The sequence below is a fragment of the uncultured Sulfitobacter sp. genome, from assembly GCF_947499945.1.
In the GTDB taxonomy this organism is placed as follows: Bacteria; Pseudomonadota; Alphaproteobacteria; order Rhodobacterales; family Rhodobacteraceae; genus Sulfitobacter.
Map to the genome: position 1 here is coordinate 532980 of NZ_CANMQD010000002.1, position 14482 is coordinate 547461.

General features: G+C 57.6%; 14 protein-coding genes. 8 read left to right on the forward strand and 6 right to left on the reverse strand.

Annotation, left to right across the window (positions count from 1 at the left end; translation table 11 throughout):
• Window positions 1-22: 22 nt before the first annotated feature.
• Window positions 23-418, reverse strand: a complete 396-nt coding sequence (locus Q0775_RS12810) for a DUF6524 family protein (protein ID WP_298861363.1) — start codon at window positions 416-418, stop codon at window positions 23-25.
• A 166-nt stretch (window positions 419-584) separates the two neighbouring features.
• Between Q0775_RS12810 and Q0775_RS12815 the strand changes: the two genes are divergently transcribed.
• The 3 genes from Q0775_RS12815 (at window position 585) to Q0775_RS12825 (ending at window position 2562) form a co-directional block, all read left to right on the forward strand.
• Window positions 585-1877, forward strand: a complete 1293-nt coding sequence (locus Q0775_RS12815) for an adenylosuccinate synthase (RefSeq protein WP_298861366.1) — start codon at window positions 585-587, stop codon at window positions 1875-1877.
• Window positions 1878-1948: 71 nt separating this feature from the next.
• Window positions 1949-2182, forward strand: coding sequence for a DUF2842 domain-containing protein (locus tag Q0775_RS12820; protein ID WP_298861368.1), 234 nt, complete (start codon window positions 1949-1951; stop codon window positions 2180-2182).
• Window positions 2179-2562, forward strand: coding sequence for a glyoxalase superfamily protein (locus Q0775_RS12825; protein WP_298861371.1), 384 nt, complete (start codon window positions 2179-2181; stop codon window positions 2560-2562). Before Q0775_RS12820 ends, Q0775_RS12825 begins: the two co-directional genes overlap by 4 nt.
• Window positions 2563-2595: 33 nt before the next feature.
• Here the strand turns inward: Q0775_RS12825 and Q0775_RS12830 are convergent, their stop codons facing one another.
• Entirely contained in the window at window positions 2596-4881 is a 2286-nt protein-coding gene (locus tag Q0775_RS12830) for a hypothetical protein (RefSeq protein WP_298861374.1), read from the reverse strand.
• A gap of 138 nt (window positions 4882-5019) precedes the next feature.
• Between Q0775_RS12830 and Q0775_RS12835 the strand changes: the two genes are divergently transcribed.
• A complete protein-coding gene (locus Q0775_RS12835; protein WP_298861376.1) occupies window positions 5020-5739 on the forward strand; it encodes a thiamine diphosphokinase in 720 nt (239 codons plus the stop codon).
• On the opposite strand, the gene Q0775_RS12840 is transcribed toward Q0775_RS12835, so the two are convergent.
• The 4 genes from Q0775_RS12840 to Q0775_RS12855 all read right to left on the reverse strand — a co-directional run bounded on the left by Q0775_RS12840 (window position 5660) and on the right by Q0775_RS12855 (window position 9599).
• Complete coding sequence (locus Q0775_RS12840; RefSeq protein ID WP_298861378.1) at window positions 5660-6580, reverse strand: DMT family transporter; 921 nt, start codon at window positions 6578-6580, stop codon at window positions 5660-5662. The genes Q0775_RS12835 and Q0775_RS12840 overlap by 80 nt on opposite strands.
• A gap of 142 nt (window positions 6581-6722) precedes the next feature.
• Window positions 6723-7394, reverse strand: a complete 672-nt coding sequence (locus tag Q0775_RS12845; RefSeq protein WP_298861380.1) for a type 1 glutamine amidotransferase domain-containing protein — start codon at window positions 7392-7394, stop codon at window positions 6723-6725.
• Between the two features lie 112 nt (window positions 7395-7506).
• Window positions 7507-8880, reverse strand: coding sequence for an L-serine ammonia-lyase (locus Q0775_RS12850; protein WP_298861383.1), 1374 nt, complete (start codon window positions 8878-8880; stop codon window positions 7507-7509).
• Window positions 8880-9599 carry a glutathione S-transferase family protein gene (locus Q0775_RS12855; protein WP_298861386.1) on the reverse strand — a complete coding sequence of 240 codons (720 nt, stop codon included), beginning with the start codon at window positions 9597-9599 and terminating at the stop codon, window positions 8880-8882. Before Q0775_RS12855 ends, Q0775_RS12850 begins: the two co-directional genes overlap by 1 nt.
• A gap of 235 nt (window positions 9600-9834) precedes the next feature.
• On the opposite strand from Q0775_RS12855, the gene rpiA reads away from it, so the two are divergent.
• The 4 genes from rpiA to hflC all read left to right on the forward strand — a co-directional run bounded on the left by rpiA (window position 9835) and on the right by hflC (window position 14265).
• Window positions 9835-10623 carry a ribose-5-phosphate isomerase RpiA gene (gene rpiA / locus Q0775_RS12860; protein WP_298861389.1) on the forward strand — a complete coding sequence of 263 codons (789 nt, stop codon included), beginning with the start codon at window positions 9835-9837 and terminating at the stop codon, window positions 10621-10623.
• An 11-nt stretch (window positions 10624-10634) separates the two neighbouring features.
• The gene (gene gor / locus Q0775_RS12865; RefSeq protein WP_298861392.1) at window positions 10635-11996 is read left to right on the forward strand and encodes a glutathione-disulfide reductase; all 1362 of its coding nucleotides are present in this window, start codon (window positions 10635-10637) and stop codon (window positions 11994-11996) included.
• A gap of 131 nt (window positions 11997-12127) precedes the next feature.
• A complete protein-coding gene (hflK, locus tag Q0775_RS12870; RefSeq protein WP_298861395.1) occupies window positions 12128-13366 on the forward strand; it encodes an FtsH protease activity modulator HflK in 1239 nt (412 codons plus the stop codon).
• Window positions 13366-14265, forward strand: coding sequence for a protease modulator HflC (gene hflC / locus Q0775_RS12875; protein ID WP_298861397.1), 900 nt, complete (start codon window positions 13366-13368; stop codon window positions 14263-14265). Before hflK ends, hflC begins: the two co-directional genes overlap by 1 nt.
• Window positions 14266-14482 lie beyond the last annotated feature (217 nt).

The following is a 14482-nucleotide window of genomic DNA, read 5'->3' on the forward strand; positions in this document are numbered from 1 at the left end:
AAGCGCCCTCCCACCGACCCCATCATGCATCGACATCATCTACGTCTGCTTGGCCCGAGAGGGCGCGGCGCACGATGCTCCAGCTGAGGCCGATGGCCAGCACAAAGCTGAGGGCGATGAGGCCGAGCCAGACGTTAAAGCTGGGGTCGTCAAGGCGCAGAACGCCCAGATCATAGAGTACCCAAAGACCTGCGCCCACAACCGCCAACACGAGCAGCATGCCGAAAGAGCCAATGCTGCGCAGGGTGGCGCGCAGGTAAATAATGTAACCAATCATCAGGAACAGCCCGATAAGCACCGCGATGGACATATTCATGCTGCCGTAGCTGCGTGCCCATTGCACATAATTATACTCGGTCGGGTTGAAGGTCAGTGCCAGCAGTGCAAATGCGCAAATCCAGCGGATGATAAAGCCCATGGCAGCGTGTCCTTTGATCAATTTCGGCGCAATATCGGGGGCTGTGCATCAAAAGTCTATGGGATGATGTAAGTTTGCGGTTTCGCGTGGGGGCATGGACCGCTATTAGGGGCACGGATTTGGATTGCGCACGCCGCGCGTCTCCCGCTGCTTTGAGAGGAATATCATGGCCAATGTTGTTGTCGTAGGCGCCCAATGGGGTGACGAAGGTAAAGGCAAGATCGTCGACTGGCTCTCGGAGCGGGCGGATGTGATCGCGCGTTTTCAGGGCGGGCATAACGCAGGGCACACGCTGGTGATTGATGGCGAAGTGTTCAAGCTGTCGCTGCTGCCATCGGGGATTGTACGCGGTGGTAAGTTGTCGGTGATTGGCAACGGTGTTGTGCTGGATCCTTGGCATCTGGAAAAAGAGATCGCGGGACTGCGAAAGCAGGGTGTGACGATCACGCCAGAGACGCTGATGATTGCGGAGAATACGCCGCTGATCCTGCCGATCCATGGTGAATTGGACCGCGCACGCGAAGAGCAGACAGCAGTGGCCAAGATTGGCACAACGGGGCGCGGCATCGGGCCTGCCTATGAGGATAAAGTGGGTCGGCGTTCGGTTCGGGTGGCTGATCTGGCCGACGATGCGACGCTTGAGCTGCGGGTTGATCGTGCGCTGGTGCATCACGATGCGTTGCGCCGTGGGCTTGGTCTTGAGCCTGTCGACCGTGCGCGTTTGCTTGCGGATTTGCGGGCGATTGCGCCGAGCGTTTTGGAGTATGCCGCACCCGTATGGAAAGTGCTGAATGAAAAGCGCAAAGCGGGTAAGCGGATTTTGTTTGAGGGGGCGCAGGGGGCGCTGCTTGACATTGATTTCGGGACTTATCCGTTTGTGACTTCTTCCAATGTGATTGCGGGGCAGGCGGCGACTGGAACGGGCATCGGGCCAGGCTCGATCGATTTTGTTCTGGGGATTGTGAAGGCCTATACCACCCGCGTGGGTGAGGGGCCGTTTCCGGCAGAGTTGAATGATGCGGACGGGCAGCGTTTGGGCGAGCGGGGCCATGAATTTGGCACTGTGACAGGCCGCAAGCGGCGCTGTGGCTGGTTTGATGCGGTTCTGGTGCGCCAGACCTGTGCGACCTCTGGCGTCAACGGGATTTCGTTTACAAAGCTGGATGTGCTCGACGGGTTCGAGACTTTGAAAATCTGTGTGGCTTATGAGCTGGACGGCAAGCGGCTGGATTACCTGCCCACTGCGGCGGACCAGCAGGCACGTTGCACGCCGATTTATGAAGAGATGCCGGGGTGGTCTGAGTCGACCGAGGGTGCGCGCTCTTGGGCGGATTTGCCTGCGGAAGCGATCAAATACGTGCGCCGTGTGGAGGAACTGATCGAGTGTCCTGTGGCGCTGTTGTCGACCTCGCCCGAGCGTGAGGACACGATTTTGGTCACGGACCCCTTTGCGGACTGATTGTCGCAATTGAAAATAATGCGGGGTGGGCCAAGTCTGGTGTATCTCGTAAATCGATAGAGGAAAAGATGATGGCCCTGAGTTACAAAGCCCGCCGCCGTTGGTCCCTGTTTTTGCTGCTAGTGGCGCTGCCTGTTTATATTGTGTTTATGGTTTGGGGCATTGCGCAGTTTGACCGTCCGCCATTTTGGGTCGAGCTTTTGATCTATGTGGGTTCTGGTGTGATCTGGGCGTTTCCGTTGAAGGCGGTGTTCAAAGGGGTGGGGCAGGCCGATCCTGACGCGCCACATGATCCGCTGGCATGAAGGCTGCTGTTCCCATCTTGCGTAGTTTTGACGAAGCGGCGGCAAAGGCATTTTACATTGATTTTCTGGGGTTCAAAATTTTATTCGAACATCGGTTCGGTGAGGATGCGCCGCTGTACTTCGCTGTGAAGCAGGGCGCGTGTGAATTGCACTTGTCTGAGCATTTTGGTGATGGAACACCGGGGACTTTTGTACGGATTGAAGTTGAGGATGTCGCGGATATGTCTGCTATGCTGAACGCCAAGAAGTTCAAGAATGCCAAGCCGGGATGGCAGCGGCAGGAATGGGGGTGGGATGAGATGAGCATTTCCGACCCTGGGGGTAACAAACTGATTTTTGCGTCACCGATACCTCAAGATGTAAAAAAGGCGGACCTGTAAGGCCCGCCTTTTTCATGTTCGGTGTGAAAGAGTTCAGCCTGCTGCACGTTTGGCCGGTTTGAACCCGATCTGGTCGGAAGCCTGAAAACGGCCTCCTTTCATTTTCTCGATCTTACCCTCGCGCAGGAGTTTGCCAAAAGAGCGCAAGCTGTCTTCACGGGTGAAGTTCTCTTTTTCCACCTGACGCACTTTTGTCATGAGCTGTGGACGCGAGAACTGCTCATGGCCCTCAACAAAGGACAGGTAAGCGGCAGCAGCTTCGAGCAGATCGGGCAGTTTGGTTGCGCCCATCTGATCTGCAAAATCTGCAAAATCCTCGCTTTGCTGTGCTGCGTGAGGCGCAGGCGTCGGGGCAGCAGCAACACGGCGCGGACGTACCGGCGCCACTCTTTTGATCTCGCCTGTGTCGATGCGCTGCTCTGCAACCAATTTGAGGGGGGCCGGACGCGGCTCTGCAGGGCGCTCGGTACGGGTGCGCTCTCCTGACACGGGACGGCGCGGACGAACCACACTGGCCAGATCGTCGCGATAAGCTTCATCGGCTTCTTCGTTGTCATCTGTCCCTACGACAGCTTCGTCCGCTTTTTTCGCGGCAACAGCGGCGCGCAGGTGGGCAAAGGCGTCTCGGCGCGTTGCGGCTTCTGGCTCTTCCATTTGCTGTTCACTTTCCTCCATCAGACGGGAAAAATCCTCATCCGCGGGGGCGCGTATACGTGCGCGGGGCGCAACGGCGGCTTGCACCGCGAAGTCGTCTTCGTCGTCTTCGAATTCGTCTGCTGATGCCATATCGGCTTCAAGCTCGGCCAATTCACGTGCAAGCGCTTCTTCTTCCTCGTCGCTGAGGGTGGAACGGCTGGCAAGCGGTGCTTTTCGCAGATGGTTTGCGGGTGCTTCATCCTCCTCCTCTTCGTCGTCGTCGTATTCTTCCAACTGGCCGGACTGAATTGCCGCCTCTAATGTCGCTCGCTTTACCTTGAGAACGCGGGTGCGGGGGGCTGGCTTTGGCGCGACGGGTGCGGGTGCTTCGGGCTCAACTTCATCGGTATCATCCTCACCTGTCTCGTCTTCTTCAAAGAGATTTTCATCGGTCAGAGACACGTCGTCAGCACCGGCCTCGACGCTGTCCATTGTGGCGAGGATGTTACCAGTTGTGGTGTCATCTTCATCTTCGTCGTCAAAGTAGTCTTCGTCGTCGTCATAGTTTTCTTCGTCACCATAGTTGGCGGGCAAAGCAGAAGTATCTGTCTCGCCTTCCAGACGGCTTAGGATTGCGGCGATGTCATCATCGTCGCTCTCGCCATCTGTATCAGCGTGCTCTTTATCATAGGTATCATCATCGGCGGTTTCGAATTCGTCATCAGCTTCCAACGCGTCCTCAAGATCGCGAAGGGTGTCGGCGAGCACATCCGTTGATGTCTCTTCTTCGTCCTCAATGTCTGCGATCTCGTCGATGATTTTAGCAGCGGGTGCAACGGTTGCATCTGCGTGTTGGTCCTCGGAATAGTCAGGCGCAGCAACGGCTTCGCCCTGTTGTGAGACAACGGCGCGGATCCGCTTGAGTTTGTCCGCAATGCTGTCAGCTTTTGCACGGTCCTGTGCAGGGGTCGCGTCGTCCTCAAAGTCGTCCAGAGCTGTTTTTGTAGATGGATCGGCAGAGCTTCCCTCAGCAAAAAAGGCTTCAACGTCTTCATCAGGCAAGCTTGGCACGATTACACGTTCGGCTTCAGCTGATTTTACAGGGGCGGCTTCGGGCTCGGCTTTGACCTCTGCCTTTGGGGCTTCCTCCGGCACAACAGCTTCTTTGATGTCATGATCAACTGCGAATGTCTTGGTTTTTGTGACGATGCGGGGCTTTGGTGCAGTCAGGCTTACCTTGACCGTTGGCGTTTCTGTCTCCGGCGCTTTGGCTTGAACCTTGGCGGCTGCTGCTTCTTCCTGCTTTGCAGCTGCTGCTTCTGATGCCGCTTGTTCTTTGGTTGCTTTCTCAACAGTAGCGCCGGCGATTGCTTCGGCTACATCCTCAACAGCGTCGGATGCCACGAGAGCAGCGGCCTGTTGCGGTGCACTTTGGGCGGAAAGGACGATACGGCCCTTGTCTTCGCGTGCTTCTACATGCCGCGAAATCTCGCGCTCTGCGATGCGGGCCAGCATTTGTGCGTCTGGCTGGACCGGTTCAGCGCCGAAATATCGGTCATCGGCGGAAAGATCGCGAAAATACTCCGCGATAGCTTTCATCGTGCCAAAGGAATCATCGAACCCCTCAAGCGTGCACGAAAAAGTACCATAAGAGACGGTAAGAATTTTGTTGTTGTTAATCATCGGATGCTCGTCCTCTGCGTATTAATTGGGACTTGTTTACCATGAAAGCCAAGGCCAAAGCGGCCCGAAACTGTGCCAGACGCGGTATCATTGTGTGGCGATATTGTGGTCATCCGCCAATTTCGGCATGTAAGTGCCATGTATATTACCCCGTCTAAAGCCATTCTGAGCAGTTCCCGTCCTATCGCGTTCCTCGGTGGGGGACATGCTAGCGCGCCAGACCTTGCGGATGCGTTAACCATCTGCGGCAAACTCGTCGCTGTGGATGGTGGTCTTGTGGCGGCGCAAACGGCCGGACGGATGCCCGATGCCGTGATCGGTGATATGGACAGCGCCCCCCCAGAGGCATTGGCCCAAGTGCCGCAGGAGCGTCGGCACCACGTAAGTGAACAACAATCCACCGATTTCGACAAGGCTCTTCGCAGTGTGGACGCACCTGTCGTGGTTGGTGTGGGATTTTGCGGGGGACGAGTGGATCATCAAATGGCGGCGTTTCATACGCTGCTGGTGCATGCGGACAGGCCCTGCATTCTCATCGCTGAACACGAGGTGATTGCGCTGGCACCGCCGCAGCTTTCGCTGGATATGGGGGCGGGAGAGGTGGTGTCGCTTTACCCGATGCTCCCTGTGCAGGGGCGCAGTGCAGGGTTGGAATGGCCGATTGACGGGCTGGCGTTTGACCCGGCGCGGTTTATTGGCACATCGAACCGTGCTTTGGGGAAAGTGACCTTGGTGATGGACGCGCCGGGTATGTTGTTGATCGTGCCGAAGCACTATCTCAAACCGCTGGTGGCGCATTTTGTGCAAGGCGGCGTGCGCTGGCCTGCTCGCGCAGCAGAACATATATCCCCGCCGTGATGGTGAGCGCGATGCCGTAGGCGGCGAGGCTGTCGGGCAGTTCCGAAAATAGCCAGAAACCGACGGCAGTGGCCACAGGAATTTCGAGATATTGCATGGGGGCGAGTGTGGCGCTGGGCGCGAACCGCAGGGACCATGTCATCATCAGGTGTGCGAGCGTGCCGAGAACGCCGATCGCGAGCAGCATTTTAAGCTCCCATGCGTTTGGTTGGATCAGGGCTAGCGGTGTGAAGTCCGCCCACATGCCAAGAGCCATGAAGGGTGCGAGAATCGCGACAGCAATGATGCCGCTGACGGCTTGGAGGGCAATCGGGTCCACTTCGCGCGCGATCTGGCGAGTGGTGAGCATGAAGAGCGCAAAGATGATTGCTACGGCGACGGGTAGCAGGGCGATCCATCCTACGGCGAGGAAGTTGGGCTGGATCACTAGTAGCGTGCCGATGAAACCGATTGCGCAGGCCGCAATGCGGTGGGGGCCGACTTCCTCACCCAGCACAAAATGACCCAGCAGCAGCATGAAAAAGGGCATGACGAATGCGATGGCGACGGCGTCAGCGAGAGGCAGGAACTGAAGCGACGTGAACATGCAGCCGATGCCGAGGATGTGGAGGACAGTGCGGATTGTTGCGAGACGCCATGCGCGGGGCGATAGGCGCCACGGCATTGCATAGATCACGACGAGCGGGATCAGAAGTATGGCCTGAACGCCGAACCTCACCAGAACGAGTTGGCCAAGTGGGATCGTTGCACCGAGCAGTTTGGCGAGTGCGTCGCCGAGCGGAGCAAGGATGCAAAAGCCGAGCATGAGGGTGATGCCGAGAATGGGTCTGTCTGGTGTCATACCTCAAGGGGTAGAGCGGCAGATTAGGTGTGGCAAGGATGATGTCTGGGGAAGGGATTTTTTCGGAAAACATAGGGGTTGAATTCTTCAAAAACTTTTATGCTTGGCGTAGGCGGGGCACGTGATGCCCCGCCTGTCCTATTTACAGCAGGTCGAGAAGAGCCTTTGCCGCTGCCTCGGAGGAGGCGGGGTTCTGGCCAGTGACCAGCTTGCCGTCTGTGGTTACGAAGCTGGCCCAGTCGTCGCCCTTGAGATAGACGCCGCCGTTTGCTTTGAGCATGTCCTCGACCAAGAAAGGTACAACATCGGTGAGGCCGACACCTTCTTCTTCGGTATTGGTGAAGCCAGTAACTTTCTTGCCTGCGACCAGCGGTTTGTCGTTGATCTTTGTGTGTTTGAAGATCGCAGGGGCATGGCAAACGGCACCGATGGGTAGGTCGTGCTCTGCAAAGCTCTCGATTATACGAATGCTGTCGGCATCTTCGGCGAGATCCCAGAGCGGGCCATGGCCACCGGGGTAGAAGACGGCGTCGTAGCCTTCAGCGGTGATCTCGGAAAGGACGCGTGTGGAGGCGAGGGCCGCTTGGGCATCGTCGTCTGATTTGAAGCGCTTGGTGGCTTCGGTCTGGGCGTCTTCACTGTCGCTTTTTGGATCAAGGGGCGGTTGGCCACCTTTGGGCGAGGCCAGTGTGATCGTCGCACCTGCGTCTTTGAGCACGTAATAGGGGGCGGCGAATTCTTCGAGCCAGAAGCCTGTCTTTTCGCCTGTATCGCCGAGTTTGTCGTGGGAAGTGAGGATCATCAAAATATTCATGGGGTGTCCTGTCTGTTGCCAAGGCGTGCGGAAATTGCATGCGTCGGGGAGACAACGGACCTAAGCGCTGCGGGTTCCTTATGAAACAGATGACGGTGCGTCAGACACGCGATCAGCAGTTGGGGACGTTGACGGCGAGGCCGCCGAGGGATGTTTCTTTGTACTTCTCGCTCATGTCCGCGCCTGTCTGGCGCATTGTCTCGATGCAGGCATCCAGCGGGACGAGGTGTGTGCCGTCGCCGCGCAGGGCCAATGATGCAGCGGAGACTGCTTTGATCGCACCGAGGCCATTGCGCTCGATACACGGCACTTGGACCAGACCGCGCACGGGATCGCAGGTCATGCCGAGATGGTGCTCTAGGGCGATTTCGGCGGCGTTCTCGACCTGCTCGGGCGTGCCACCCATCACGGCGCAGAGTGCGCCTGCGGACATGGCAGCGGCGGAGCCTACTTCGGCCTGACACCCTGCTTCTGCGCCGGATATTGAGGCGTTGAATTTCACGAGGCCACCGATGGCGGCGGCGGTGAGCAGGAAGTCCTCGATATGGCTCTCGGAGGCACCTGGTACGTGGTCGAGATAGTAGCGCAGGGTTGCGGGCATGACCCCAGCGGCACCGTTGGTGGGGGCTGTGACGACTTGACCACCCGCCGCGTTCTCCTCGTTGACGGCCATGGCATAGGTGCTCATCCAGTCGTTGATGGTGTGGGGGGCGGCTTGGTTCATGCCGCGCTCTGCCAGCAGGGCGTCATGGATGCCTTTGGCGCGGCGTTTGACGTTTAGGCCACCCGGCAGGATGCCGTCGGTCTCAAGGCCACGGTTGATACAGTCATTCATGACTTGCCACAGGCGTTTGGTGCCTAATTTGAGGTTGTCCGCACCGCCGCGCGACTCCTCGTTGGCGCGTTTCATGCCTGCGATGGTTTTGCCGGACGCTTTTGCCATTTCCAGCATCTCGGCGGCGGATTTGAACGGGAAAGGGACGGGCGCGCCCTCGTCGGTGTCTTTGCCTGCGGCCAGCTCCTCCTCGGTCATGACAAAACCGCCGCCGATGGAGTAGTAGACCTGTCGCATTGTCACGTCCCCTTGGGCGTCAGTTGCCATGAGGGTCATGCCGTTGGCATGGCCGCTGAGGGGATTGTCGTAGTCAAAGATCAGATCGCTTTTGGGGTTGAAGTGCAGCGGGGCAAGGCCGTCTACGGTGATGGTCCGGGTTTGGGCGATTTCTTGCAGCACAGCTTCGGCACTCGAAGCGTCATAGCTCTCGGGGGTGAAACCTGCGAGGCCGAGGATCGTGGCGCGGTCGGTGGCGTGGCCGATGCCGGTAAAGGCAAGGCTGCCGTGTAGCGAGGCGCGCAGGCCTGCGAAGTGGAAGGGCGAGGCGCGCATCTGGTCGAGGAAGCGCGCGGCTGCCACCATTGGTCCCATGGTATGCGAGGAGGACGGGCCAATGCCCACTTTGAACATCTCGAAAACAGATAGGAACATCAGGTGGCACTCCCTTCAGGAGGATTGGCGTAGCTGGGTGCAGAGAATGGTGTTGCCCCCAAACCTTCGGCGGTCTGGGCGGCGTGGATCGCGGGGCGGACCTCAAGGTCTTGGGCCAGTGTGAGCAGTGCGGGGTATTCTTGCAAGTCGAACCAATCGGTATGGTCCACAGGATAGAGGCGGCACCAGCGCAGGACCGCCATAACGTAATAGTCGAGGACATCGGGGGCATGAGGACCGCTATCGCTGTGTAAAGCTTTGCGTGCATCTAGCAGGTCGAGGGCGTCGGGCAGGGTCATTTGTGTAGGGCAGCGCCGGGTGAGGGTTTGTCGTAGCTGGGCCTGCGCAGACAGATCATCGCCAACGTATTTTGCGGGATAAAACAGCATGCGCAGCTGGGCGTGCAGGGTGTTGGAGATAAAAAACAGCCATTTCAGAAAATCACCGCGGTCAGGCGCATCGGGCGCAGGCGCCATTTTGCCGTGCGTGTCGGCGAGCCAGAGCAGGATCGCGCCCGTCTCGAATAAGGGGCCATGATCCGTCTCGAGCACAGGGATCAGGCCTGCAGGATTGAGGGTGCGGTAGGCCGCGCTGTTTTGTGCGCAGCGGCTGCGATCCACCAACACTGTGCGGTACGGCAGTGCCATTTCCTCCAGCACGAGGCGGATAATCAGTGAGGCATTATCGGGGGCATAGTGAAGCACATAGGTCATGGGCATCTTCTAACGCGGGTGCGCAGGCTTTCACGCGCCAAAAGCGACGTTTGGCACCGCGATTCCAGCGCCTGTGCATGCAGGTACCATGAAAGAATGCACGGGGAGTTATTTGATCAGGGTTCCGTTTCGCATTTTTGTGGGGGACCAGTGGCGTTGTTTCGCAAATTGCAGCGGCCAAGGGGTCGCACAGGGGGGCCAAGGCCCCTATAAGGGCGCAACTGCTATAGGAGTCGCATCCATGTCCTCAGATCTGTCCCCCATCGACAAAGCAAAATTTGTGGCGGCCAAACGCGCTGCGGAATTCGTCGAGAACGGGATGCGTGTCGGCCTTGGGACCGGCTCTACCGCTGCGTGGCTGGTGCGCTGCATCGGTGAGATGGTCCGCGACGATGGCCTCAAGATCAAAGGCATTCCGACCTCAAGCCGCACGGCGCAATTGGCGCGTGAAGTAGGCATTGATGTGATCAGTCTGGATGAGGCCAAATGGCTGGACCTGACGATTGACGGGGCGGACGAGTTTGATGGCGATCTTAACCTGATCAAGGGCGGCGGGGGCGCATTGCTGCAAGAAAAGATCGTGGCGACAGCCAGTGACCGCATGATCGTGATTGCCGATATCGGCAAGGAGGTCGAGCATCTGGGTGCTTTCCCGCTGCCCATCGAAGTGATCCCCTTTGGCTGGCAAACGACGCAGGCCTTGGTCGAGGAAACGCTGATTTCAATGGATGTGCTGGGACGCTCCAGCACCCTGCGGATGAACGGCGACCGCCCGTTTATGACGGACGAGGGCAATCATATCCTCGACCTGCACCTCAACCGCATCGGCAATCCGCGCCAGCTTGCGCTGGTGATTAACCAGATGCCCGGTGTGGTCGAGAATGGCCTGTTCATTGATATCTGTGACACAGTTGTGATCGGGTATGGCGACGGACGTGTTGACGTGCGCGACATTAATGAGGGAACTGTCGCGACCGAGCGCCTTGATTTTGTCGAGAGTGATAACCTGTTTTCCGACCTGAGTGACTGAAGGACCCTGTGATGAGCGATTTTGACTATGACCTGTTTGTAATTGGTGGCGGCTCTGGCGGGGTGCGCGCGGCGCGTGTGGCGGCAGGCGAATACGGCGCGAAAGTGGGCCTGGCCGAGGAGAGCCGTTATGGCGGTACCTGTGTGATCCGCGGCTGTGTGCCGAAAAAACTGATGGTTTTTGCCTCTACCTATCGCGACAGTTTTCAGGATGCGCGTGACTATGGCTGGGAGGTTAACGATGGGCCGTTCGACTGGCACAACTTTGCAGGCAAGATGCGTGCCGAGCTCGACCGTCTGGAGGGAATTTACCGCAACCTGCTGGACAACTCCGGCGTTGAGAAGTTTGACGCGCGCGCAACCCTGAAGGATGCGCATACGGTTAAGCTGTCTACGGGTGAGGAAAAGACGGCCAAGCATATTCTGATCGCTACGGGCGGACGACCTGTGCGACCCGAGATGGAAAACGCCGAGTTGGGGTTGGTCTCCGACGACATCTTTGATCTGGAAGCGCTGCCGCGTTCGATGCTGATTGTGGGGGGTGGATACATCGCCTGCGAGTTTGCATGTATTCTGCACGGTCTCGGGGTCGATGTGTCGATGTATTTTCGCGGTGGTCAAATCCTCAACGGGTTTGATGACGAGGCACGGGGCCTAGTGGCGGAGCAGATGCGCACGCGCGGCATCGACATGCATTCGGGGGCGAGCATTCTGGAAATGGAAACCCGCGAAGGCGGCACATGGGTCAAATCCACCATGGGCAAGGAGAAGATATTCGACAAAGTCTTCTTTGCTACGGGGCGTGCGCCCAACTCAAATGATATGGGGCTTGAGGACATTGGTGTCGCGCTGGGCCGCAACGGCGCGATTGAAGTCAATGAGTATAGCCAGACAGGCGTGCCCTCAATTTATGCGATTGGTGATGTGACGGACCGTTTGAACCTCACCCCTGTTGCGATCCGTGAAGGTATGGCATTTGTCAAAACCGTCTTTGGCGGGGAGCCAACCCCCGTGGATCACGATCTGGTCGCCTCTGCCGTCTTCACGCAGCCTGAAATGGGGACTGTGGGTCTGAGCGAGGAAGATGCTGCCGCGCAGGAGGCGATTGAGGTGTATGCGACATCGTTCAAGCCGATGCAGACTGCGTTCGCGGGACGTGATGACCGCGTGATGATGAAGCTGGTTGTGAGCAAGGAGACCCGTGTGGTTTTGGGCTGTCACATCGTCGCACCACAAGCGGGCGAGATGATCCAGATGGCAGGCATCGCTATCAAGATGGGCGCCACAAAAGAGCAGTTTGACCAGACCTGCGCGGTACATCCCACAATGTCCGAGGAATTGGTCACGATGCGAAATCCTGTGCGCGATACCTAAGCGTACTTACTTAAGACTGGATGTGGGCATATCTTGACCGCTCACATCTTGAAATAACCGTGTAGACGCACAGTTTACACTCATACGACAAGCCTGCTCCGGTACGGGGCGACTTAAAGAGGGAAATACATATGGCTGGCAACACAGGCGGTCCTTGGGGCGGCGGTGGCAACACAGGCGGCGGCAACAACGGCGGCGGCAATAACGGTGGCTCGAACGGGGGCGGCGATAATGGCGGCAACCGTGGAAACAACGGCGGCGGCAATGGCGGCGGCGACAAGCCCCCGATCCCCGAGATCGACGAGCTGGTGAAAAAAGGCCAAGAGCAGTTGCGCGTCCTGATGGGCGGCGGTGGCCGTTCTAACGGTGGCGGCGCAAATGGCGGCGGCGGCGGTGGTGCACCGGAGATCACGCGCGGCATGGTCGGTATCGGTGCTGTTGTTGCACTGGTCGCATGGGGTTTCGCCTCCAGCTATACGGTCCGTCCCGAACAGCAATCTATCGAGCTTTTCTTGGGTAAATTCTCTGGCATTGGTACAGAGGGTCTGAACTTTGCCCCTTGGCCCGTTGTGACAGCAGAAGTTTTCGATGTAACAACCAACCGCACAGAGACCCTTGGCATTAGCCGCGGTGGTGCTGGCAACGACGGTTTGATGCTGACCACGGACGAGAACATCGTCGACATTGATTTTCAGGTCGTCTGGAACATCAAGGACGCCGAGCAGTTCAAATTCTCGCTGCGCGATCCTGATGCGTCTGTACGTGCAATTTCCGAATCTGCGATGCGTGAAATTATTGCCCAGTCCGAGCTTGCACCGATCCTAAGCCGTGACCGTGGTCTGGTGGAAGAACAGGTTAAAGCGCTCATTCAATCGACACTGGATAATCGCGAAACAGGCATCAATGTGCTGCGTGTCAACGTGAACAAAGTTGACCCTCCCAGCCGTACCGTCACTGTGACAGCTGCCAATGGTGCAACCGAGCAGGTATCGGTTGTGGATGCGTTCCGCGATGTACAGGCCGCCGAGCAGGAGCGTGACCGCCTGGAGCGCCAGGCCGACGCTTATGCGAACCAGAAAACTGCGGAAGCACGCGGTGAAAGCGCCAAGTTGCTTGAAGCGGCAGAAGGCTACCGTGCGCGCGAGGTCAACGGCGCCATCGGTGAGGCATCACGCTTTGAAGCGGTTCTGACGGAATATTCAGCGGCGCCAGAGGTGACGCGCAAGCGCCTCTATCTGGAGACGATGGAAAAAGTGTTCGGACAAGTGGACAAGATTATTCTTGAAAACAACCAAGGCGACGGAGGCGGACAAGGTGTTGTCCCATATCTGCCGTTGAACGAGTTGCGCCGTAGCGGAGGAAATAACTGATGAACAAGATTAACTTTCTGCTCCCGGTTGTTGCCATCATCGGTGCAGCGATTATGTCTTCCATCTTTGTGGTGGATGAGCGCGAAAAGGCGCTTGTTCTGCGCTTTGGTCAGATCAAACAGGTCCGCACAGAACCTGGTCTGGGATTCAAGGTACCTTTGATAGACGAAGTCGTGCGGTTTGAGGATCGTATCCTGTCGCTTGAGACGCCGCTGATCGAGGTAACACCCTCCGATGACCGCCGTTTGGAAATTGACGCGTTCGTGCTCTACCGCATCGACGACATCGTACAGTACCGCCAAGCGATCGGTTCCGGTGGTGAGGCCCGTGCGGCCAATGACCTAAGCGGTATTCTGGAGTCCCAGATTCGTGCTGTTCTGGGTTCTCAGGGTGTGACCTCCAACACGATCCTGTCACCAGAGCGTTCCGAGTTGATGGACCAGATTCGTGTCCGTGCCGATGCCCGTGCAAACGCGCTGGGCCTCGCAGTTGTTGATGTACGCCTGCGTCAGACCAACCTGCCAGAGCAAAACTTTGACGCGACCCTTCAGCGGATGATTGCCGAGCGCGAGCGTGAAGCAACGGACGAACGTGCGCGGGGTCGTGAAGCGGCCCAGCGTGTGACGGCCCTTGCAGATCGTACCTTCGAAGAGATCATCTCTGAAGCGACCCGTGATGCGCGGATCATCGAAGGTGAAGCGGATGCAGAACGGAACCGTATCTTTGCGAATGCCTACACAAAAGATCCTGAATTCTTTGAGTTCTACCGTTCCTTGGCAGCGTATGAAGAATCCCTGAAAGGCAGCAATTCCACGATGGTTTTGTCACCTGACAGCGAGTTCTTTAACTATCTGCGCTCGGATCAGGGCTCGCGCTCGGACGAGGGTGAGCGAAACTAATCTGCGCAGATCAAGAACTTGGAAAGGGGGCCGCAGAAATCTGCTGGTCCCCTTATTCGTGCGCTAAGTGGATTGTTTGAACTAAGCGCGCACTTGCGCTGTGCAGGGCACCGGTGAGGGAAAGTTTCTATAAATCTGTGTAATGCGCACACAGCTTGGTCAATGCAGGTTGAAATGAACAGAACAAGATACATGTTTCATATTGCGGACAGGCGGC